The following is a 21,430-nucleotide window of genomic DNA, read 5'->3' on the forward strand; positions in this document are numbered from 1 at the left end:
CGTATCTGTGAGTTAAGTCTCAACTGAAGTCCATCCCCGGTGTGGCATATTTGATGAATGGCGAATTTCAAGCAGTCCACCAAGCTTCATAATGTCCTTTACGACATCCGTGGACCGATTCTTCAGGCCGCCCAGCAGATGGAGGCAGAGGGTCACCGCATCCTCAAACTGAACATCGGAAACCCGGCTCCCTTTGGCTTTGAAGCGCCTGACGCCATTTTGGTGGACATGATCCGGCACCTGCCCAATGCCCAGGGCTACAGCGATTCCCGCGGCATTTTCTCGGCCCGGACGGCCGTATCCCAGTACTACCAAACCCGCGGGATCCAGAACATCCACGTTGATGACATCTACCTCGGCAACGGGGTCAGCGAACTCATCACCATGTCCCTCATGGCCCTCCTTGAAGATGGCGACGAGGTGCTTATTCCCACGCCTGACTACCCGCTGTGGACGGCTTCCGTTGCCCTGGCTGGCGGCCGACCCGTCCACTACCTCTGTGATGAGGAGTCGGGGTGGCAGCCTGATCTTGAGGACCTGGAATCCAAGATCACGCCGCGGACCAAGGGGATCGTGGTCATCAATCCGAACAACCCCACGGGCGCCGTCTATCCCGAGGACACGCTCAAACAGATCGTTGCTTTGGCCGAAAAGCATGGCCTGGTCCTGTTTGCCGATGAAATCTACGAGAAAATCCTTTACGAAGACGCTGTCCATGTGAACCTTGCCGGACTGACCGGGGACGACGTCCTGTGCCTGACGTTCAGCGGACTGTCCAAGGCCTACCGTGTTTGCGGCTACCGCGCCGGCTGGATGGCCATTTCCGGGCCCAAGAAGGATGCTGCCGATTACCTTGAAGGCATCAACCTGCTGGCCAATATGCGCTTGTGCGCCAACGTCCCGGCACAGCACGCCATACAAACAGCTCTTGGCGGCTACCAGAGCATCAACGATCTCATCCTGCCCGGTGGCAGGCTCCTGGAGCAGCGCAACAAAGCGTACGACCTCCTGAACGCGATTCCGGGTGTCAGCACACAGCAGGCCAGGGGCGCCCTCTACCTGTTTCCCAAGCTGGATCCAGACGTTTACCACATACGCGACGACGAGAAGTTCGTCCTGGACCTGCTGAAGGAACAGAAGATCCTGGTCTCCCACGGACGTGCCTTCAACTGGGTACGGCCGGACCACTTCCGGATGGTGACTCTGCCCAACGTCAAGGATATTGAAGAGGCAATTGGCCGCATGGCGGACTTCCTGTCGAGGTACCCCGGGAACTAGCCTGAGGTCCATGGCCGCGTCACGAGGTCGCGTTCAGGCAGAAAGGCAAGCCATGCCCGTTGCAGTTGAGTTCGCCGAAAGTCCAGCCAAGGCGTTGAGGGTTGGGCCCGGGTTTTCACTGGCCAGCGTCGATCCCTCGGCCACACCTGGCTACTCCGGCGCAAAGGCCGACGGCAAGTCTTTGTTGGCTGCGCAGGATGCCCGGCTCGCTGAACTGCAGGAGAAGCTGTTCGCAGAGGGGAAGTTCGGGAGCAACAAGCGGCTGCTGCTGATTCTTCAGGCCATGGATACTGCGGGCAAGGGAGGCATCGTCAGCCACGTCGTGGGCGCCATGGATCCCCAGGGCGTGCAGCTGAAGGCGTTCAAGGCACCCACTGACGAAGAAAAGTCGCACGACTTTCTGTGGCGCATCGAGAAAGAGGCGCCAGCCGCTGGAATGGTGGGAGTCTTTGACCGCTCCCACTACGAGGACGTCCTGATCCACCGCGTCCATGCATGGGCGGACGCCGGGGAACTGGAACGGCGCTACGCCGCTATAAATGATTTCGAGTCCAGACTGGTCCAGCAGGGAACCACCATCGTCAAGGTCATGCTCAACATCAGCCAGGATGAGCAAAAGAAGCGTCTTCTCGCGCGGCTTGATGATCCCAGCAAGCACTGGAAGTACAACCGGGCTGATCTCGCGGAGCGGGCCTTCTGGGATGACTATATGGATGCCTACAACACGGCCTTTGAGAAGACGTCCACGGACATCGCCCCCTGGCACGTTGTTCCGGCAAACAAGAAGTGGTACGCGCGGATCGCAGTCCAGCAGTTGCTTTTGGACGCCTTGGAGGGCTTGTCCCTGGAGTGGCCGAAGGCGGATTTCGACGTCGCTACTGAACGTGCACTTGTGGAGGAATCCTGAACGGCGGAATCTGTCGTTTCGTCATGTGAGCTGGTCTCCCGGAGCCGGTTTAGTTTCAGCGCCAGCTAATCCAGGAGCTGCCTAGTCGAGGACCCGGCTAGTCTGTGCCGGCGGCAGCTCCGCCGTCGTTGGTAGCGTCCCTGGCTGTAGCCAGCCGTTTGCGGGCGCCCTCAAGCCAGTCCTCACAACGTTTTGCCAACGCCTCGCCCCGCTCCCATAGCGCCAGCGATTCCTCAAGGCTGGCTCCGCCTGCTTCCAACCGGCTGACCACCGCCACAAGTTGTTCGCGGGCTTCCTCGTAACTGAGGGAATCCAAGGAATCCGGTGAAGGTGCTGCGGGATTGTTCTCTGTCATGGTGGTCCTTCGCATTCGATGATGAGTGTATGTGCCGTGCAGCTGCCGCGAAATCAGCGCTCGACGAGTTGTGCTTGCCCGGTGGACAGAGCCCTGAAGCGGCCTTCGGCCACGCGGATGGCCAACGGCGTGCCTTCGGGAGTCTGAGCCGGGCTGCTGACCACTGTGTGTCCAGCTTGGTCTTCACCGACGATCTGGACAACGGCGTAGCCGCGGTCCAAGGTCTTTTGTGGAGACAACGCGCGTACCTGGGCACGCAAGTGGTGGACTTGGTCCAGCGCCCGGACCACGGCTGTGCTGACGGCGGCATGCGACCTCCGCTGAAGACGGGTGATGTCCTCTGATCGCGCTGCAACGATGGTGTCCGGCGTTGCCAGAACGGGCCGCGACCTCAACGCGTGGAGCCGGTCCGTCTCCCTGTCCACCATCCTGCCAATGCTCCGGCGAAGATGGTCCCGGGCCTGGCGGACCATGGCGAGTTCTTCAGTGACATCAGGGACGATGCGTTTCGCGGCGTCGGTGGGTGTCGAGGCCCTCAGGTCAGCCACATCGTCCAGGATGGGACGATCTGCTTCGTGGCCAATGGCGCTGACCACTGGCGTTGTTGCCGCAGCCACGGCCCTGATCAAGTCCTCATTGCTGAACGGCAGAAGATCTTCCAAAGCGCCGCCACCTCTGGCGAGGACTATGACATCCACATGTGGATCGGCATCCAACGAACGGAGCGCGGCAATGATCTGTGCAACGGCCGTATTGCCCTGGACAGCTACCTCGCGAACGTCGAACTCAACGGCCGGCCACCGGAGTGCCGCATTACGGAGGACATCCTTCTTGGCATCCGAATCCCGCCCTGTGATGAGTCCAATCCGGTGGGGGAGCAGGGGCAACTTGCGTTTCCGGGAGTCGGCGAACAGGCCTTCTGCGGCAAGGGCCTGACGCAACCGCTCGATCCTGGCAAGGAGATCACCCAAGCCCACAGGCCGGATGTCCTTGACGGACATATTCAGGCGTCCGGTCTTGACCCAGAAGTCGGCCTTGACCAGGGCGACCACCCGGGAACCGCGTTCAAGGGGTATTTTCTGGCGATCGAGGACCGTGGACCACACGGATGCCGGTAAGGAGATCTCGGCATCGACGTCCCGGAGTGTCAGGAAGGCGTTCCCGCCACGACGGTTGAGTTCGATGACCTGACCCTCGATCCACGCTGCGGGAGCGCGCTCGATGTGGGCCTTCAGCTTCCTGGACAGCAGCTGCAGGGGCCAAGGGTTATCCGGGCTGGTCTCCGCAGCGGTACCTGGCAGCGTCGATTCCGGGGTCGCGTCAGCTGCCATGGGTGATCCGTGCGTTTACCTGCATGTGTATATCCTCGCTAGCTGTGCGGCCGTGGTCGCGGCCAATCGGTCCCGTGCGCAATCAGTTCCGGGCCGGCCTTCCAACTCTATCCATAGCTTTAGCAGTGGACCCCGACATTTTTCCTATCCTGTGGACAGACCTAGGATGGTGGCACTGGCCCCATACCCCGAGGATGACTTTTGCGCAGTTTCGTTTCCGCGGTGGCAGTGGTCCTCGCTTTGTTGCTCACGGCCGTCGCAGTTCCGGCCGCTTGGGCGGACGCCAACGTGGTCAAGGAGGACGGCTTCGTCCACCTGGCCAGCGCGCTGGGCAAGGATCCCGAGTTCCAAAGCCGACTTGCTACCGCCGCAGTGGGGAACTTCGAATCCTCCGTAAATCTTCCGGAACCACTCAAATCGGTGGCTGCGGATGCCCTCAGGGAAGCTGCCTCCGGAATGCAGTCATGGCCTGAGTATCCCAAAGCATGGGAAGAAACGGCCAGGAACAGTCATCGGTTGAACTTCGGAGCGGGGAAGCAACCGGAGGAGACGGTGTCACATACAGCGTTGCTCCTGGACATTGGCCCACTCATCAGGCTTATCCGCGACCGTTTGTCCTCTGCCAGCGGACTACAGATTGAGGTCCCGGCGGAAAGTTTGGTGACCATGGGTGAACCGTCCCAAAAGCAACTGGTTGAGCGGGTGGCGGCCTTCGCCCCGCTCTGGTGGCTTGCCGCCCTGGGGGCGGTTGTTTCGGTCCTGTTGGCCCTCGCTGCTGCGCGTCGCCGCTCTTTGGTGATGGTCGCCCTCGGACTTGGGGGCTTGGTGCTTGCTGCGCTGTGGTCGGCGGTGGTGGATCTGGCGGGCGGACTCATGGGAAGCCTCTCCAGTGGCAACGGTGTTGCAGAGCTGTTCAAGCAGGAGTTCTTTTCGGCCGTCCGGACGGGCTTCGGTGAATGGATTGTCATCGCTGCCGTGGTGTCCGGCGCATTCCTGGCACTGGGGATCATCGCTTGGATCCTGTCCGCGAGACGGCCGTCACCTTCTGCCAGCGGCCAGGGGCCGGGCCGGTAGCATGGAGGGATGACCAGCACAGCAGTTTCCATTCCGATGCCCACGGTGCCCCGCAGACGGCGATCACCGGAAGAGGTTCAGGCGGCGGCGCCGGTTACTGGACCCAAGAAGGTTCTGCTGGCAGCTCCTCGTGGCTATTGTGCCGGCGTCGACAGGGCTGTCATTGCTGTCGAGAAAGCCCTGGAACACTACGGACCACCCGTTTATGTCCGCAAGCAGATCGTCCACAACGTGCACGTCGTCAGCTCCCTCGAAGAGCAAGGCGCCATTTTCGTCGAAGAAACGGATGAGGTTCCTGAAGGCGCCTTGGTGATCTTCTCGGCGCATGGCGTGTCTCCTGCTGTGGTCCAGTCCGCCGAAGACCGCGGCCTTCGCACCATTGACGCCACCTGCCCCCTTGTTACCAAGGTCCACCGTGAAGCTGTGCGCTTCGCCAAGGAGGACTACGACATCCTGCTCATCGGCCATGAGGGCCACGAGGAAGTCGAAGGAACAGCCGGCGAGGCACCGGAGCACATCCAGATCATCAACGGCCCTCACGAGGTAGACAAAGTCACCGTGCGGAATCCCGAGAAGACTATCTGGCTCTCGCAGACCACCCTGAGTGTGGACGAGACCATGGAGACCGTCCGCCTGCTCAAGGACCGGTTCCCCACGTTGCAGGATCCGCCCAGCGACGATATCTGCTATGCCACAACCAACCGCCAAGTGGCCATCAAGAAGATCGCTCCACAGGCCGATCTGGTCATTGTGGTGGGTTCGGCGAACTCATCCAATTCGGTGCGCCTCGTTGAAGTGGCACTTGAGTATGGGGCCCGGACCTCATACCGCGTGGATTTCGCGAACGAGGTAGATGAGAGCTGGTTCGAGGGCGTGGCCACAGTGGGTGTGACCTCGGGGGCTTCCGTTCCCGAAGTGCTCGTTCAGGACGTCCTCCGGCTTTTGGCGGACTACGGCTATGGCGAAGTCCAGGAAGTGGTCACGGCCGAGGAAGACCTTCTCTTCTCTTTGCCGAAGGAGCTGCGGGCCACCCTCAAGGAAGCTGGCGACGTGAGCCGGGCCCTTGGTGGCCGCGGGAACCGTCCTACGTCCTAGACGTACTTATTTGGATGTATTTAGAAGGCCCGCTGTGGCAGCCACCCTTTGGGAAGCTGCCACAGCGGGCCTTCCTTTAAGCTGCAGACTCCTCTTGGGCTGCTGAATCCTGGGAGTCCAAGGCAAGGAGCTCAGGGGCAGCCAAGGCCCGGGGTACTGCTTCCACGGACATGGGCGTAGCCAATCCGGCGTCGTCCATGGTGTTGAGTTTTCGCGCCGTGGGAAGTACGCGTGCTTCCAGTGTGCCGACCATCGCGTTATATCGATCCACAGATGTCTTCAGCGAACTTCCGAGCTTCCCGACGTTCTCGCCCAGCGTGCCCATCCGTTCGTAGAGCTGCTTGGCCAGCTCGAAGAGTTCGTGGGCGCTGTCGGTCAGGACATCCTGTCGCCACGTGAAGGCGACGGACTTGAGGACCGCCAGCAGTGTTCCCGGCGAGGCCAGGACGACGTTCCGGGAAAGGGCGTGCTCCAACAACGCGGGATCGGCTTCAAGGGCTGAAGCCAAAATCGACTCCGCGGGGAGGAAGCAGATGACGAGCTCCGGGGAGTTGCCCGGAATGTCCCAGTACTTCTTGGCTGCGAGGGCATCGATGTGGGCTTTGAGTGCCTTGGCGTGCTGTGCCAGGAGCGTCTTGGAATCCTGGTTGGCCGTTGGCGCGACTGATTCACCCATGGAGCCTTCACCGTGCACCTGTTCCTGCGCCGCCAGATAGGAAGCCAACGGGACCTTGGCATCCACCACAAGTTGCTTGCCGCCTGGCAATTGCACCACAAGGTCCGGACGCAGCGTGTTCTCGCTCCGGCCGGAGTGCACTTGCTCGTGGAAGTCCACGTGGCGGAGCATCCCGGAGGCTTCGACAACCCTGCGTAACTGAACCTCGCCCCACTGACCGCGGGCACTGTTGGATCGGAGTGCAGAAGCGAGGGCATGTGTGGAGCGTAGAAGCTGTTCGTCGGACAACCTGGCGTCCTGGAGTTGCTGTGCCAGCTGACCATATTGCTCCACCCGGTCGCGTTCCAGAAGCGAGACCTGCTGCTGTACCGCAGTGAGCTTCTCGGCCACGGGCCCCAAGGCCCGCAGCACACTGCCGTCTGAGGTCCTTGAATCACTCAGCTCCCGGTTCTGTGCGAACAGAAGCCGGCGTTCGGCGTCGGCTGCTGCGAGCTGGGCAGTTACCTCCGAAAGGCGCGACGAAACGGCGTCGAAGTCCTCCTCCAAGCCGACCGTCCGGCGTCGAAAGACCACATATGCACTGCTGAGTCCCACTGCCGCTCCGATCAGCAGCATGAGCAATGCCAAAACAAATCCAAATCCATCCATGTGGCAACCCTGTCATAGGGGTCCGACAGTATTAGCGCAGGGCAGTCGACGGCGTTGCCTTCAGGAGCGAACAAGCACGGTCATCGCGGCAACGGGTAGAATAAATGCTCGTGGCTCTTACTATTGGCATCGTCGGACTGCCCAACGTCGGCAAATCAACTCTTTTCAACGCACTGACCCGCAACCAGGTGCTTGCTGCGAACTATCCGTTCGCAACGATCGAACCGAACGTCGGTGTCGTTAACCTGCCGGATCCCCGTCTGGCCAAGCTGGCGGAGATCTTTGGTTCCCAGAAGTTGCTTCCCGCTCCTGTGTCCTTCGTGGACATTGCCGGCATCGTGAAGGGCGCCTCCGAGGGCGAAGGCCTGGGCAATAAGTTCCTTGCCAACATCCGCGAGGCAGAGGCCATCGCTCAGGTTGTTCGGGTCTTTGACGATCCTGATGTCATCCACGTCGATGGCAAGGTTGATCCGCGCTCCGACATGGAGACCATCAACACCGAGCTGATCCTGGCAGACCTTCAGACTATCGAAAACGCGATCCCGCGTATCGAAAAAGAAGTCAAGATCAAGAAGCGCGAAGCAGCCGAACTGGCCGCCATCAAGGCTGCCCAGGCAGTTCTGGAACGCGGCGACACCATCTTCTCTTCGATCAAGAGCGACAAGTTGGAGATGGGGCACCTCAAGGAGCTCGGACTTCTCACTGCAAAGCCCTTTATCTACGTCTTCAACGCCGATGAAGGCATCCTCGGTGACCAGGAAAAGCAGGACGAGTTGCGTGCCCTGGTGGCTCCCGCAGATGCCGTATTCCTCGACGCCAAGCTCGAATCCGACCTCGTTGAACTGGACGAGGAAGAAGCCCGCGAAATGCTGGAAATGAACGGCCAGAGCGAATCCGGCCTGGACCAGTTGGCACGCGTTGGTTTCCACACCCTCGGCCTGCAGACCTACCTCACGGCCGGTCCCAAGGAAACCCGCGCATGGACAATTCGTCAGGGCGACACCGCGCCCCAGGCCGCCGGCGTGATCCACTCTGACTTCCAGCGCGGCTTCATCAAGGCCGAAGTTGTCTCATTCGATGACCTCATCGACGCCGGCTCCATGGCCGAGGCGAAGTCCCGCGGCAAGGTCCGCATCGAAGGCAAAGAGTACGTCATGGCCGACGGCGACGTGGTGGAGTTCCGCTTCAACGTCTAAACAAGGATGCTGCCCTGGGCAGCGATGTTGTAAAGGGTCTCGGTTCAGAACATGAACCGAGGCCCTTTTTTGTGCCGAAAAACAGCTTGTCCTGCTGTCAGACAGCGAATATTACCACCCAGTAGCTTTTGACTTGAAATCCCTGTCGATTTAGGCATGTAGAGGTTGCGGAACGGTTACAGTTTGGCCAGCGAGTCCCAACATCCGGACACAATGTGGGTAGGCTTACACACACATGTAGGCAACGTCACAGTAGGAAACTGTGTCTGCGCCTGGGGGTCATCACAAATTTCCCCTGATCAACTCCACGACTCATAGGAGGCGGAATGCGTTTCTCGCGCACTTCCAAAGCTCTAGGCGTAGCGGCGATAATCGCCCTCGCAGTGACCGGTTGCGGCGGCGGCTCCGGCAGCAACACGAACAGCTCTGCCGCAAGCGACCCAAACAAGGTCATTTCCGCATACAGCAACGAACCACAGAACCCGCTGCTCCCCGCCAACACCAACGAGGTGTACGGTGGCCGCGTCGTCGAGCTCCTTTTCGAGGGCCTTCGTGCCTACGACTCCAACGGAAAGCCCGTCAACGCGCTGGCGGAGTCGATCGATACAACGGATTCGCAGAACTGGACCATCAAGGTTAAGTCGGGAGCTAAGTTCACCAATGGCGAGGCCATCACAGCCAAGACGTTTGTTGATTCCTGGAACTTCGCGGCGCTGAGCACCAACCTCCAGAACAACGGCTTCTTCTTCGAGTCGATCGACGGCTACGCCGATGTCAGCGCCGTCACCCAAACCACGGGCGCCGATGGCAAGAAGACCTCCACTCCGGCTCCCACCGCGCAGACAATGTCCGGTCTGGCTGCCAAGGATGACCAAACCATCACGGTGAAGCTGTCCCAGCCTGAGGCTGACTGGTCGCTGCGACTCGGCTACTCCGCCTTCTATCCGCTTCCTTCGGAGGCCCTTAAGGACCCGAAGAAGTTTGGCGAAAACCCGATCGGCAACGGCCCGTACAAGTTCGCGAAGGAAGGCGCCTGGGTGCATGACCAGTCGATCTCCCTGGTCAAGAACCCTGATTACAGTGGTCCGCGTGCTGCCAAGAATGGTGGCGTAACCTTCAAGTTCTACACGGATCCGGGTCCCGCATACACGGATCTCCAGGCTGACAACCTCGACGTCACGGACGTAGTCCCGTCGAATGCCCTGAAGACTTACACGACGGACTTCCCAGACCGGAACTCAACTCGGCCGAACGCCAACAACTCCACCCTGAACATCCCGGGCTACAACCCGAACTTCCAGGGTGAAGCGGGCAAGCTGCGCCGTCAGGCCTTGTCCCACGCGATCAACCGCGAAGAAATCACCAAGGTGATCTACAACGGCACGCGTACGCCGGCTACCGAATTCACGGCTCCCGTTCTCGATGGTTACAACGACCACATCCCGGGCAGTGACGTCCTGAAGTTCGACGTACAGAAGGCCAAGGATCTTTGGGCGCAGGCTGAAAAGATCAAGCCGTACGACGGTTCCAAGCCGCTGCAGATTGCTTCCAACACCGATGGTGGCAACAAAGAATGGATCGACGCCGTCGCAAACGGTTTCAAGAACAACCTCGGCATCAACGCTGAAATCCAGCCGTTCGCCAAGTTTGCTGAAGTACTGGACCTGCGCAAGTCCCAGTCCCTCCCGGGCCTGACACGCGCCGGCTGGCAGGGTGACTACCCGTCGCTCTACAACTTCCTCGGACCGGTTTGGGCCACCAACGCATCGTCGAACTACGAGAAGTACTCGAACCCTGAGTTCGACAAGCTCCTCAAGGAAGGCCTTGCTGCCAAGACCCCTGAAGATGCAAACACCAAGTTCAACAAGGCGCAGGAAATCCTGTTCCAGGATCTCCCAGGCCTGCCGCTTTGGTACAGGGCGACTCCGATCGTGTGGAGCAACAACGTTGTCTCAGCTGAAACCGGTTGGAACGGCGGCATCCGCTACTTCGATATCGCGGCCAAGTAGTCCTCAGGATCTGAACTTGCCGTAAGGCATGGGGGCCCGGCCAGTGCGCCGGGCCCCTAATGCTTGCCTCGGCAGGAAGGCAAACATGACACACCAACACTCGACCCATGGGGAGGGGTGAATCGTGGTTCGCTACATTTTGCGTAGGCTCCTCCAAGTGATTCCCGTCTTCCTCGGGACCACACTCCTCGTGTATTACATGGTCTTCGCACTACCCGGAGATCCGATCGCTGCCCTCTTCGGCGATCGCCAGCCTCCGCAGAGTGTCATCGACGCCCTGCGGGCCCAATACAACCTGGACCAGCCGTTCTGGGTGCAGTATGGGATCTTCCTGAAGAACCTGTTTACCTTCAACCTTGGAGTCGACTTCACCCAGCAGCCCATCGCTGCTGCTCTGGCCCGGGCATTCCCCGTCACAGCAATGCTCGCCGTGGAAGCACTGATCATCCAGGCAGTCTTCGGTATTGCCTTCGGTGTCTTCGCCGGCCTTCGAAAGGGAAAGCTCTTCGACTCCACCGTCCTCATAGTCTCGCTCCTGGTCATCGCTGTTCCTACCTTCGTTCTCGGGTTCGTCTTCCAATTGGTCTTTGGCGTCCAGCTCGGTTGGGCCAAGCCGACAGTTGGCGCCAATGCGGACTGGGGCAACCTAATACTCCCGGCAGTGGTTTTGGGGCTGGTCTCCTTCGCATATGTCCTTCGCCTCACCAGGGCGTCTGTCAGCGAGAACATGAACGCAGACTACGTGCGTACTGCCACGGCCAAGGGCCTTTCGCGTCCCCGTGTGATCATGGCCCATATCCTGAGGAACTCGCTGATCCCTGTTGTGACCTACCTGGGCGCAAACCTAGGCGGCCTGATGGGGGGCGCCATCGTCACCGAGGGCATCTTCAACGTCCCGGGAGTTGGGAACAAACTCTTCCAAGCCATTCAACGCAGCGAGGGTCCCACCATTGTTGCGATCGTGAGTGTCCTGGTCTTGGTTTTCGTCGTGACCAACCTCTTGGTTGACCTCCTGTACGCCTGGCTTGACCCGAGGATCCGCTATGACCAGTAATACCGAACACTTCGTTGCCCCTGTCGATGAAACCCCGCTGCTGGCCACTGACGCCGTCAAGACGGATCAGGCACCCCTGAGCCTATGGGCCGATGCGTGGCGAAAGCTGCGCCGCCGTCCCATGTTCATCGTCTCCTCGCTGCTGATCCTTTTGTTGCTGACGGTTGCCCTCTTCCCAGGGCTGTTTACCAGCGTGGCGCCCAACAACGACTGCCAGTTGGCCAACTCTGAGGCGGGCCCAACCTCAGGACACCCGCTTGGTTTCACCCTGCAAGGCTGTGACGTCTATTCCCGGGTCATCCATGGCACGCAAGCTTCTTTGTCTGTGGGCATCCTGTCCGTCCTCGCGGTGATCATCATCGGTGTGACGCTCGGCGCATTGGCTGGCTACTACGGTGGCTGGTTGGATGCGGTCCTGGCCCGTCTCGGCGACATTTTCTTCGCCTTGCCGATCATCCTCGGCGCCCTGGTGATCACGCAGTTGCCGCTGTTCCGCGAGAACAGGAGCGTGTGGACCGTGGTCCTGACCATATCCCTGCTGGCCTGGCCGCAAATGGCCCGTATTACCAGAGGCGCAGTTATTGAGGTGCGCAACGCGGACTTCGTTACTGCGGCTCGATCCCTAGGTGTGTCCAAGTTCGGTGCCTTGGTCAAGCACGCGCTGCCGAACGCCCTTGCACCCGTGATCGTACTGGCCACCCTGGAGCTCGGCGTATTCATCGTCCTGGAAGCGACATTGTCCTTCCTTGGCGTCGGGCTGCCTACCAGCGTGATGTCGTGGGGTAACGACATTTCAGCAGCCAATGCCTCTATTCGAACCAACCCCGGAATCCTGCTCTATCCGGCAGCCGCCCTGTCCATCACCGTCCTGAGCTTCATCATGCTTGGCGACGCCGTTCGCGATGCTCTTGATCCCAAGAGCCGTCAGCGCTAAGGAGGCGAACATGGCTTCTGCCAACGTAAGAATCAATGAAGTCACGGCACAGGTACGGCCAATCCTGGAAATCAAGGATCTGGCCATCACCTTCAAGACCGGCTCGGGTGAAGTGAAGGCCGTCAAAAACGCCCACTTGACCATCATGCCCGGCGAAACCGTCGCGATTGTCGGGGAGTCCGGTTCAGGAAAGTCGACGACGGCCTTGGCTGCCATCGGCTTGTTGCCGAACAATGGACGCGTCTCGGGTGGGCAGATTCTGCTGGACGGCGAGGACATCTCCCATGCACCTGAAAGGCGCATGATTGAACTCCGCGGTAGCCACATCGGTATGGTTCCCCAGGACCCAATGTCCAACCTGAATCCCGTGTGGAAGATCGGCTACCAGGTTCGCGAGACCCTCAAAGCCAATGGTCGTCCGGACGGCCCCGAAGACGTCGCCCGTGTTTTGGCGGAGGCGGGTCTTCCCGATGCTGCGCGGCGAGCCAAGCAGTATCCGCACGAGTTCTCCGGCGGTATGCGCCAGCGGGCTCTCATCGCTATCGGCCTGAGTTGCCAGCCCAAGCTTCTGATTGCGGATGAGCCTACCTCTGCATTGGACGTCACCGTCCAGCGCAAGATCCTGGATCACCTGGACAAAATGACTACGGAGCTCGGTACATCGGTGCTGCTGATCACCCACGACCTCGGCCTTGCTGCCGAGCGCGCGGACAAGGTAGTCGTTATGTACCAGGGCAACGTTGTGGAGGCGGGTCCTTCACTGGAATTGCTGCAGAACCCGCAGCACCCTTACACGAGGCGCCTCGTGGAATCGGCGCCCTCGCTCGCCTCCCGCCGCATTCAGGTGGCGAAGGAGCAGGGCGTGGAAGCCAGCGACCTCTTGGCTCCTGTCGCGGTAGCCAAAGCACGCGCAACTGACGAGGTCCTGCAGATCCGGAACCTCCGGAAGATCTACAAGCTGCGGCAGGGCCTGGGTCAAACCTCAGACTTTGCTGCTGTGGACGACATCAGCTTCAACGTCAAGCGTGGAACCACCACGGCGATTGTGGGGGAGTCGGGTTCGGGTAAATCCACCGTGGCCAAGATGGTTCTCCAACTGGAGAAGCCCACCGAGGGCCAGATTGTGTTCGACGGCGTCGATACAGCTGGACTCAAAGGCAAGGACCTCTTCAAGTTCCGGCGGCGGGTACAGCCGATTTTCCAGGATCCTTACGGCTCCCTGGACCCGATGTACAACATCTTCCGGACCATCGAAGAGCCTCTCCGCGTGCACAAGATCGGAAATGGGGCCAGCCGCGAAAAGAAGGTACGCGAGCTGTTGGACCAGGTGGCTTTGCCACAGTCCATGATGCAGAGGTATCCGAACGAGCTTTCCGGTGGACAGCGGCAGCGCATTGCCATTGCCCGTGCCTTGGCATTGGACCCTGAAGTAATCATCTGTGATGAGGCCGTTTCCGCGTTGGACGTACTCGTCCAGGCACAGGTGCTGAACCTCCTGGCAGATCTTCAGGACAACCTTGGTCTGACGTACTTGTTCATCACTCATGACCTCGCCGTTGTGCGCCAGATCGCGGACCACGTCTGCGTCATGGAAAAGGGCCAGCTCGTGGAAACGGGCAGCACGGACGATGTCTTCGACAACCCGCGCGAGGCGTACACGCAGGCCCTGTTGGATGCCATTCCTGGCGGATCGCTGCTGCTGCCGCCCGCGGTGGCGTGACCGGCGTCGTACTTTTCTGCCGACGAGACACCAGCGAGAGCCGGTGGTTCCCACGAGAGGGAACCACCGGCTCTTGCCGTTAATCACTCGTTGTGAGGCCTGCTCTACGTGCCAAAGCACCTATATAGGGCGCAAAGCAGGCCCCACAACGGCCGTTATTGGGGTGAAACGGACGAATCCGTGTCCGGGCGGGCTGTCAAGCCAAGAGCGCCCAGCTCCCTCGCCAGAACGCTGCCCAACTTCGCGTGCCCGGATGGCTTGAGGTGGACGCCGTCCTGGAGGTCGGCAACGGCATCGTAGCGGGTCAACCAGTCGCCCGCGCTGACAAACGGGATCGCTTGCTTGGCGGCGATCCGGCCAAGGAGTGTGTCCACCTCGGAACGGCGACCGCCACCGTTGTCGGCTCCGCGGGCCAACGTCCCGATCATTGCCAGCCGGGCACCGGGATAGCGCTTCTTGAGCGCAGCGAGGAGCCGGTCGGCATTACTCGTGATCTGGGCGTCAGTGGCCTTTTGTGAGGCGTCGTTGCCGCCACCCTGGACCACGATCAGCGGCGGATCTCCGTAGGGCAGCAACCAATCTCCACGCTGGAGTGCGTCGATGTAATTGCCCGTCTTGCCGTTGGAGGCCACGAACCCCGTGCCACCCATGCCCACGACATGCAATTTGTATCCAAGCGCGGCGATTCCCCTTTGCGGCCATGAGTCCTTGGGCATGGCCTGGGAATCGCCAATCAATACGGCCGTGTGGCGCACGTCGGCCAGGACCACTTCGTCGCGGTTGTTCGCCGGATTCCTGTAGAGCGAACCCACTGGCAGGTCCAGGGCACTCGGGGTGGGCGCTATCGTTCGGGGTTTGTCTGCTGCGGACGTCTCTGCGGGAACGGGCGCGGCTGAGCGCGAGGGGGCGGATTGTGGGGTTGCTTGGTTTGGTCCGCAGCCGACCACAAGAACGCCAACGGCGATCAAAGGTGCGAGCAGGCGGAACGCGGCCGAGGCTTTGCGCATCGTAGGTCTCCGTATGGCACTGGTTCTGCAGCAATCATGGGGCAAAGGAAACAGAAAATCCAGCATCTTGACTGCCGGTTACTAAAGCGTGATGTGCTGTGATGGGCGCCACAATTAAGGCCTAAATGGCTTGCTTTTTAGGATGATAAATGCAACTGCGTTTAGACTTGCTGTAGGTGCCCTGTGTCCCGGGGTCTTTTCGTTGTGTGTTCCGATCAGGTGATCAGGTATGCGCGCGGATACAAACAACTGACTTCACCACTGAAACGAGTCATCAACGCATGTCTGAAACCATCACCAACACTGCGTCGCGGAGCGATCTGCGCAACGTCGCGATCGTCGCACACGTTGACCACGGCAAGACCACCCTGGTCGACGCCATGCTCAAGCAGACCAACTCCTTCGCTTCCCACGGTGAGGTTGAGGACCGCGTCATGGACTCCGGTGACCTGGAACGCGAAAAGGGCATCACGATCCTCGCCAAGAACACCACGGTTGCCTACAATGGCCCGTCGTCCAACGGCGAAACCATTACCATCAACGTCATCGACACCCCCGGCCACGCCGACTTCGGTGGCGAGGTTGAGCGCGGTCTTTCCATGGTCGACGGCGTCGTCCTGCTGGTCGACTCCTCCGAGGGTCCGCTGCCCCAGACCCGCTTCGTGCTCCGCAAGGCCCTTGCTGCGCACCTTCCGGTGATCCTCCTGGTCAACAAGACGGACCGTCCCGACGCCCGCATCGATGAGGTTGTCCACGAATCCATGGACCTGCTCTTGGGCCTGGCTTCGGACCTTGCCGACGAAGTTCCGGACCTGGACCTGGACAAGGTCCTCGAAGTTCCGGTCGTCTACGCTGCTGCCAAGGTTGGCCGCGCCTCCCTGGAGCAGCCGGAGAACGGCTCCGCCCCGGAGAACGAGGACCTTGAGCCCCTGTTCAAGACCATCATTGAGCACATCCCGGCTCCCACCTACAACCCGGATGGCGTGCTCCAGGCGCACGTGACCAACCTGGACGCTTCGCCGTTCCTTGGCCGCCTCGCCTTGCTCCGCATCTACAACGGCACGCTCCGCAAGGGCCAGACGGTTGCCTGGGCCCGTGCCAACGGTGAACTCAAGAACGTCAAGATCACCGAACTCCTGGCCACCAAGGCCCTGACGCGCGTTCCCACCGAATCGGCAGGCCCGGGTGAAATTGTTGCCGTGGCAGGCATCGAGGAAATCACCATCGGTGAAACCCTTACGGACGCCGAGAACCCGCAGCCGCTGCCGTTGATCACCGTGGATGACCCGGCGATCTCCATGACCATCGGTATCAACACCTCGCCGCTGGCCGGCAAGGTCAAGGGCGCCAAGGTCACCGCCCGCCAGGTGAAGGACCGCCTGGACAAGGAATTGATCGGTAACGTCTCCATCAAGGTTCTGCCCACCGAGCGTCCCGACGCTTGGGAAGTACAGGGCCGTGGCGAGCTCGCGCTTGCAATCCTCGTTGAGCAGATGCGTCGCGAAGGTTTCGAGCTGACCGTTGGCAAGCCGCAGGTAGTCACCAAGACCATCGACGGCAAGATCCACGAGCCGATGGAACACATGACCATCGACGTCCCCGAAGAGTACCTCGGTGCCGTGACGCAGCTCATGGCAGCCCGCAAGGGCCGCATGACCAACATGGCCAACCACGGCACTGGCTGGTGCCGCATGGAATTCATCGTTCCGGCCCGTGGCCTCATCGGTTTCCGCACCAAGTTCCTCACCGACACCCGCGGTGCCGGCATCGCGGCTTCCATCTCCGAAGGCTACGAGCCGTGGGCCGGTCCCATCGAATACCGCACCAACGGTTCGATGGTTGCCGACCGCGCCGGTGTCGTCACCCCGTTCGCCATGATCAACCTGCAGGAGCGCGGTTCCTTCTTCGTGAAGCCCACCTCCGAGGTTTACGAAGGCATGATCGTGGGCGAGAACTCACGCGCTGACGACATGGACGTGAACATCACCAAGGAAAAGAAGCTCACCAACATGCGTGCTGCTTCTTCGGACACCTTCGAGAACCTGACGCCGCCGCGTGATCTGACCCTCGAAGAGTCCCTCGAATTCGCACGTGAAGACGAGTGTGTTGAGGTGACGCCGGAGGACATCCGTATCCGCAAGCTCATCCTCGATTCCAACGAGCGTGCCAAGGCCAACCGCGCCCGCGCAAAGGCCTAGTCCGGCCCGGTTGAACCCGGCCGGAACAGCAGAATGAACAAGGGAGTCGCCAGTACGGCCCGTGGCATGGCCGCGGCCGTGCTGGCGGCTCTTTTTGTCGCTGCGGCAGGAACGGCATTGCACCGGCAGGCCATGGTGATATCCGGCGTCGACGTCGCCTGGGGTGTCTGCGCCGCGCTGCTGCTGCTTGCGTCGGTCCAGTTGTGGCTGGCGGCCTGGTCCGGTTCAGTAATCCCGACGGCGGCAGCTGGGGTGGTTGCTTACGCCACCGTCGGTGCATTGTCGTCCGGAGGACCCGACAAACAGCTGTTGCTGGGCGACGTCGTGGGCAACGTCTGGGTGTTTGGCATAGCTGTGGTCACGTTGATTATGCTTCTGGTTGCCAGCCGCCTGAGGAAGCGATGGCGGACAGCTGTTGTGTAGGTAGCGTTCAGTACGCAGCCGCTAAGGCCGCCCGCGCCGCGGGGGCGGTGGGGGAACTTCTTTCGCTGCGATGACCAACGCCAAGGGAATTTCGACGTCGGAGGTCCGCGTTCGTACGGTGCAGCTGCTTTCTGAGGTGGTCACGAGATAACCCAGCGCATCCGTCAGGCCGTCCTGAATCCTGTAGCGAACCACCACCCGAATGCCCGGCTGGGCTTTGAGCAGAAATTGTCGGGGTGGCAAATGCGGGGGAGTCACCGTTTCATACTAAGACGCGGGCTAGGTTGGCGTCATAGCACTGTTGGATAATAGGCTCAGAAGTTGAGTGTCCGGCATGCTGCCGGCCGTATTACCCCGGCATGGCCGGGACAAACCGTGGAGAGGTCTGGGACGTGACGTACGTAATCGCGCAGCCGTGTGTAGATGTCAAGGACAAGGCATGTATCGAAGAATGCCCTGTTGACTGCATTTACGAAGGTGAGCGTTCCCTCTACATCCACCCTGATGAATGCGTCGACTGTGGTGCCTGCGAACCCGTATGCCCCGTTGAGGCCATCTACTACGAGGATGACACCCCGGAAGAGTGGGCTGACTACTACAAGGCCAACGTCGAATTCTTTGACGACCTCGGTTCCCCGGGCGGTGCTGCGAAGATCGGGAACACGGGCAAGGACCACCCGTTCATTGCAGCCTTGCCTCCGCAGAACCAAGACCACTAAGGGCGGTTGCTTCCTTGATTTCCGCGGCACCGGCCTTTGGCCTTAACCTGCCCGACTACCCGTGGGAGGCCATGGCACCGTATGTGGCCACAGCCGCCAAGCACCCCGGAGGCGCAGTTAACCTGTCCATCGGAACGCCGGTTGACCCCACTCCCGTGCTGATCCGCGACGCCCTGGCTGCGGCGTCGGATGCCCACGGCTACCCAACTGTGCATGGCACCGAAGCCTTGAGGCAGGCTGTTGTGGACTGGTTCGCCACCCGCCGCGGAGTCCTCAACCTGGATCCAAGGGACGTTATGCCCACCGTGGGCTCCAAGGAGCTCGTCGCCTGGTTGCCCTTCTTGCTTGGCCTTGGCACTGACGACGTCGTGGTCAGGCCTACGGTGGCCTACCCCACTTACGATATCGGCGCGATGCTGGCAGGAGCTACCGCCGTAGCGGCGGATAGCCTGGACGAACTGGATGCAGCCACTCGGGCAAGGGTTCGCTTGGTTTGGATCAATTCGCCGGGAAATCCCACAGGCAGTGTCCGGAGCGTTGAATCCCTACAGCAGATCGTCAGTCAGGCGCGCGAAATCGGCGCCGTAGTGGCCTCCGACGAATGCTACGCCGAGCTGGGCTGGGGCGAGTGGGATGTCCAGCGTGGGGGAGAAGCTGTTCCGAGCATCCTGGACCCGCGGGTTTCCGGTGGTTCCACGGATGGCCTGCTTTGCGTCTATTCCCTGAGTAAGCAGTCCAATCTCGCCGGCTATCGGGCCGCTTTCGTGGCTGGTGACTCTGCGATTATGGCCAACCTTGTTAACAGCCGGAAACATGCAGGGATGATCGTGCCTTATCCGGTGCAGGAGGCGATGCGTGTCGCTTTGGGCGATTCGGGCCACGTACTTGCCCAGAAGGATTTGTACCGCGGGCGTCGGGAGAGGATCGTTCCGGCTCTTGAGAAGTTCGGATTGCAGATCCATGACTCCAACGCCGGCCTTTATCTATGGTCAACGGCCGGTGAAGCCACATGGGACACGGTGGCCCGTTTTGCTGAGCTGGGGATCGTCGTAGGTCCGGGTGTCTTCTACGGTGATGCCGGGAACGGCTTCATCCGGGTGGCACTTACCGGCAGCGATGAACGCATTGACGCAGCCGTGGAGAGGTTAAGCGCAAGCTCATAACAATGCTGTGACTTGTGCCACAACTCGCGTCATTCCGCCAGTAACCGGACGGAACGGATTAGTTCCGGAGGGTTACTGGCGGTAGCTTTTTAACTGACTATCAATGGTGGCCTTCAATAAGAAAGCACTGCGGTCGTTGGAGCCCCGCAACAGTGGGGCCGAAGACGACGTCACCAGAAGTTGGTTGGACAAGCGTTCTATAGAGGCCCAGAGGCCTCATGAAGGGGACTCCATGACTGAGACCACCAGCGCGACACTGCGCCATGCCGGCGGCGAACTTGAACTGCCGCGCATCCAGGTTGTAGAAGGAAACGAAGGTTATGACGTTTCCAAGCTGCTGAAGCAGACGGGCGCCGTTGCCTATGACCCCGGCTTCATGAACACAGCGGCCACCACCTCTGCCATCACGTACATCGACGGCGACGCAGGCATCCTGCGCTACCGCGGGTACCCGATCGAGCAACTCGCCCAGCACTCGAGCTTCCTTGAAGTTTCCTACCTGCTGATCTATGGCAACCTTCCCACGCCCACGGAGCTGGAAGCCTTCGATCAGCGCATCCGCCACCACACGCTCCTGCACGAGGAACTGAAGGGCTTCTTCGGCGGATTCCCGCGCGATGCCCACCCCATGCCGGTGCTTTCCTCGGCCGTTTCGGCGTTGTCCACGTTCTACCAGGACTCACTGGATCCCTTTAACGCGGAGCACGTGGAAGTTTCCACCATCCGCCTCATGGCCAAGCTGCCCGTTATTGCCGCTTACGCCCACAAGAAGTCCATCGGCCAGCCGATGCTCTACCCGGACAACTCCATGAACCTGGTGGAAAACTTCCTGCGGCTGAGCTTCGGCCTCCCGGCCGAGCAGTATGAGCTGGACCCCGTTGTGGTTAAGGCGCTGGACCTGCTGCTCATCCTGCACGCTGACCACGAGCAGAACTGTTCCACCTCCACCGTCCGCTTGGTGGGTTCTTCCAACGCGAACCTCTTCGCTTCGGTATCCGCCGGCATCAACGCCCTCTTCGGCCCCGCCCACGGCGGCGCCAATGAGGCCGTGCTGAAGATGCTGCGCCAGATCCAGGCCGAGGGCATCAAGCCCGAGGACTACATGGAGAAGGTCAAGAACAAAGAAGACGGCGTCCGCCTCATGGGCTTCGGTCACCGTGTCTACAAGAACTACGATCCCCGTGCCAAGATCATCAAGGCAACGGCCCACGAGGTCCTGGGCAAGCTCGGCGGCAACGACGAACTGCTGGACATCGCCATGCGCCTTGAAGAGAAGGCCCTGGCGGATGACTACTTCATCCAGCGCAAGCTGTACCCGAACGTGGACTTCTACACCGGCCTGATCTACAAGGCGATGGGTTTCCCGGAGAAGATGTTCACCGTCCTCTTCGCCATTGGCCGCCTCCCGGGCTGGATTGCCCAGTGGCGCGAAATGATCAACGATCCCCAGACCAAGATCGGCCGCCCGCGGCAGCTCTACACAGGAGAGCCGGAGCGCAACTACCCGGCCAACTGATACGTCAACAGCGTCAATCACGACGGCGGGCGCCCCCCCCCCGCGGGGGGGGGGGGGGGCGGCGGGGGGGGGGGGGGGGGGGGGGGGCCGGGGGGGGGGGGGGGCGGGGGCCCCCCGCGGGGGGCGC

Annotated in this window: 19 protein-coding genes; 14 read left to right on the top strand and 5 right to left on the bottom strand. The window is 60.8% G+C overall.

All coding sequences use genetic code 11. From position 1 onward, the window contains the following. The first annotated feature begins 57 nt into the window (after nt 1-57). Both ABIE18_RS15085 and ABIE18_RS15090 read left to right on the top strand, forming a co-directional pair. Nucleotides 58-1,278, top strand: coding sequence for a pyridoxal phosphate-dependent aminotransferase (locus tag ABIE18_RS15085; RefSeq protein ID WP_499723497.1), 1,221 nt, complete (start codon nt 58-60; stop codon nt 1,276-1,278). Nucleotides 1,279-1,330: 52 nt separating this feature from the next. Continuing rightward, nucleotides 1,331-2,185 (top strand): polyphosphate kinase 2 family protein, encoded by an 855-nt coding sequence (locus tag ABIE18_RS15090; RefSeq protein ID WP_499723498.1) that lies wholly within the window; start codon nt 1,331-1,333, stop codon nt 2,183-2,185. A 97-nt stretch (nt 2,186-2,282) separates the two neighbouring features. Here the strand turns inward: ABIE18_RS15090 and ABIE18_RS15095 are convergent, their stop codons facing one another. Then, nucleotides 2,283-2,540 (bottom strand): exodeoxyribonuclease VII small subunit, encoded by a 258-nt coding sequence (locus ABIE18_RS15095; protein ID WP_216925179.1) that lies wholly within the window; start codon nt 2,538-2,540, stop codon nt 2,283-2,285. A gap of 53 nt (nt 2,541-2,593) precedes the next feature. Then, a complete protein-coding gene (gene xseA / locus ABIE18_RS15100) occupies nt 2,594-3,871 on the bottom strand; it encodes an exodeoxyribonuclease VII large subunit (RefSeq protein WP_499723499.1) in 1,278 nt (425 codons plus the stop codon). Nucleotides 3,872-4,072: 201 nt separating this feature from the next. Here xseA and ABIE18_RS15105 point away from each other — a divergent pair, with 201 nt between their 5' ends. Together ABIE18_RS15105 and ABIE18_RS15110 are read left to right on the top strand one after the other, a co-directional pair. After that, nucleotides 4,073-4,945, top strand: a complete 873-nt coding sequence (locus ABIE18_RS15105; protein ID WP_499723500.1) for a hypothetical protein — start codon at nt 4,073-4,075, stop codon at nt 4,943-4,945. Nucleotides 4,946-4,954: 9 nt separating this feature from the next. Next, nucleotides 4,955-6,040, top strand: a complete 1,086-nt coding sequence (locus ABIE18_RS15110) for a 4-hydroxy-3-methylbut-2-enyl diphosphate reductase (protein ID WP_431115839.1) — start codon at nt 4,955-4,957, stop codon at nt 6,038-6,040. 76 nt (nt 6,041-6,116) lie between these two features. Here the strand turns inward: ABIE18_RS15110 and ABIE18_RS15115 are convergent, their stop codons facing one another. Continuing rightward, nucleotides 6,117-7,364 carry a DNA recombination protein RmuC gene (locus tag ABIE18_RS15115; protein WP_499723501.1) on the bottom strand — a complete coding sequence of 416 codons (1,248 nt, stop codon included), beginning with the start codon at nt 7,362-7,364 and terminating at the stop codon, nt 6,117-6,119. A gap of 110 nt (nt 7,365-7,474) precedes the next feature. Between ABIE18_RS15115 and ychF the strand changes: the two genes are divergently transcribed. From ychF to ABIE18_RS15140, 5 genes are all read left to right on the top strand, one after another. Beyond that, a complete protein-coding gene (gene ychF / locus ABIE18_RS15120; protein WP_499723502.1) occupies nt 7,475-8,560 on the top strand; it encodes a redox-regulated ATPase YchF in 1,086 nt (361 codons plus the stop codon). A gap of 326 nt (nt 8,561-8,886) precedes the next feature. Beyond that, nucleotides 8,887-10,569 (top strand): peptide ABC transporter substrate-binding protein, encoded by a 1,683-nt coding sequence (locus ABIE18_RS15125; protein WP_499723503.1) that lies wholly within the window; start codon nt 8,887-8,889, stop codon nt 10,567-10,569. A gap of 124 nt (nt 10,570-10,693) precedes the next feature. Next, a complete protein-coding gene (locus tag ABIE18_RS15130) occupies nt 10,694-11,623 on the top strand; it encodes an ABC transporter permease (protein ID WP_499723504.1) in 930 nt (309 codons plus the stop codon). Beyond that, nucleotides 11,613-12,557, top strand: a complete 945-nt coding sequence (locus ABIE18_RS15135; RefSeq protein WP_431115834.1) for an ABC transporter permease — start codon at nt 11,613-11,615, stop codon at nt 12,555-12,557. The genes ABIE18_RS15130 and ABIE18_RS15135 overlap by 11 nt, the downstream gene beginning before the upstream one ends. Before the next feature lie 10 nt (nt 12,558-12,567). Further along, the gene (locus ABIE18_RS15140; RefSeq protein WP_499723505.1) at nt 12,568-14,277 is read left to right on the top strand and encodes a dipeptide ABC transporter ATP-binding protein; all 1,710 of its coding nucleotides are present in this window, start codon (nt 12,568-12,570) and stop codon (nt 14,275-14,277) included. 155 nt (nt 14,278-14,432) lie between these two features. Here ABIE18_RS15140 and ABIE18_RS15145 read toward each other — a convergent pair whose 3' ends face one another. Continuing rightward, nucleotides 14,433-15,284 (bottom strand): SGNH/GDSL hydrolase family protein, encoded by an 852-nt coding sequence (locus tag ABIE18_RS15145; RefSeq protein WP_499723506.1) that lies wholly within the window; start codon nt 15,282-15,284, stop codon nt 14,433-14,435. A gap of 281 nt (nt 15,285-15,565) precedes the next feature. Between ABIE18_RS15145 and typA the strand changes: the two genes are divergently transcribed. Together typA and ABIE18_RS15155 are read left to right on the top strand one after the other, a co-directional pair. Beyond that, a complete protein-coding gene (typA, locus tag ABIE18_RS15150) occupies nt 15,566-17,482 on the top strand; it encodes a translational GTPase TypA (RefSeq protein ID WP_431115831.1) in 1,917 nt (638 codons plus the stop codon). 33 nt (nt 17,483-17,515) lie between these two features. Further along, entirely contained in the window at nt 17,516-17,905 is a 390-nt protein-coding gene (locus ABIE18_RS15155; RefSeq protein ID WP_499723507.1) for a hypothetical protein, read from the top strand. A 21-nt stretch (nt 17,906-17,926) separates the two neighbouring features. Here the strand turns inward: ABIE18_RS15155 and ABIE18_RS15160 are convergent, their stop codons facing one another. Further along, the gene (locus ABIE18_RS15160; RefSeq protein WP_499723508.1) at nt 17,927-18,163 is read right to left on the bottom strand and encodes a putative acetyltransferase; all 237 of its coding nucleotides are present in this window, start codon (nt 18,161-18,163) and stop codon (nt 17,927-17,929) included. Between the two features lie 134 nt (nt 18,164-18,297). Between ABIE18_RS15160 and fdxA the strand changes: the two genes are divergently transcribed. The 3 genes from fdxA to ABIE18_RS15175 all read left to right on the top strand — a co-directional run bounded on the left by fdxA (nt 18,298) and on the right by ABIE18_RS15175 (nt 21,303). Further along, nucleotides 18,298-18,624, top strand: coding sequence for a ferredoxin (gene fdxA, locus ABIE18_RS15165; RefSeq protein WP_018776555.1), 327 nt, complete (start codon nt 18,298-18,300; stop codon nt 18,622-18,624). 14 nt (nt 18,625-18,638) lie between these two features. Further along, complete coding sequence (gene dapC, locus ABIE18_RS15170; protein ID WP_499723509.1) at nt 18,639-19,787, top strand: succinyldiaminopimelate transaminase; 1,149 nt, start codon at nt 18,639-18,641, stop codon at nt 19,785-19,787. 232 nt (nt 19,788-20,019) lie between these two features. Then, entirely contained in the window at nt 20,020-21,303 is a 1,284-nt protein-coding gene (locus ABIE18_RS15175) for a citrate synthase (protein ID WP_224088206.1), read from the top strand. Nucleotides 21,304-21,430: the final 127 nt, after the last annotated feature.

Origin of the sequence: Arthrobacter sp. 2762, assembly GCF_040548745.1 — a bacterium.
GTDB lineage: Bacteria > Actinomycetota > Actinomycetes > Actinomycetales > Micrococcaceae > Arthrobacter.

Excerpts from the sequence above, each read along its gene's own strand:
- ABIE18_RS15085 (WP_499723497.1), top strand. The coding sequence starts at position 58 with ATGGCGAATTTCAAGCAGTCCACCAAGCTTCATAATGTCCTTTACGAC.
- ABIE18_RS15090 (WP_499723498.1), top strand. The coding sequence starts at position 1,331 with ATGCCCGTTGCAGTTGAGTTCGCCGAAAGTCCAGCCAAGGCGTTGAGG.
- ABIE18_RS15095 (WP_216925179.1), bottom strand. The coding sequence starts at position 2,540 with ATGACAGAGAACAATCCCGCAGCACCTTCACCGGATTCCTTGGATTCC.
- xseA (WP_499723499.1), bottom strand. The coding sequence starts at position 3,871 with ATGGCAGCTGACGCGACCCCGGAATCGACGCTGCCAGGTACCGCTGCG.
- ABIE18_RS15110 (WP_431115839.1), top strand. The coding sequence starts at position 4,955 with ATGACCAGCACAGCAGTTTCCATTCCGATGCCCACGGTGCCCCGCAGA.
- ABIE18_RS15115 (WP_499723501.1), bottom strand. The coding sequence starts at position 7,364 with ATGGATGGATTTGGATTTGTTTTGGCATTGCTCATGCTGCTGATCGGA.
- ABIE18_RS15125 (WP_499723503.1), top strand. The coding sequence starts at position 8,887 with ATGCGTTTCTCGCGCACTTCCAAAGCTCTAGGCGTAGCGGCGATAATC.
- ABIE18_RS15135 (WP_431115834.1), top strand. The coding sequence starts at position 11,613 with ATGACCAGTAATACCGAACACTTCGTTGCCCCTGTCGATGAAACCCCG.
- ABIE18_RS15140 (WP_499723505.1), top strand. The coding sequence starts at position 12,568 with ATGGCTTCTGCCAACGTAAGAATCAATGAAGTCACGGCACAGGTACGG.
- ABIE18_RS15145 (WP_499723506.1), bottom strand. The coding sequence starts at position 15,284 with ATGCGCAAAGCCTCGGCCGCGTTCCGCCTGCTCGCACCTTTGATCGCC.
- typA (WP_431115831.1), top strand. The coding sequence starts at position 15,566 with ATGTCTGAAACCATCACCAACACTGCGTCGCGGAGCGATCTGCGCAAC.
- ABIE18_RS15155 (WP_499723507.1), top strand. The coding sequence starts at position 17,516 with ATGAACAAGGGAGTCGCCAGTACGGCCCGTGGCATGGCCGCGGCCGTG.
- ABIE18_RS15175 (WP_224088206.1), top strand. The coding sequence starts at position 20,020 with ATGACTGAGACCACCAGCGCGACACTGCGCCATGCCGGCGGCGAACTT.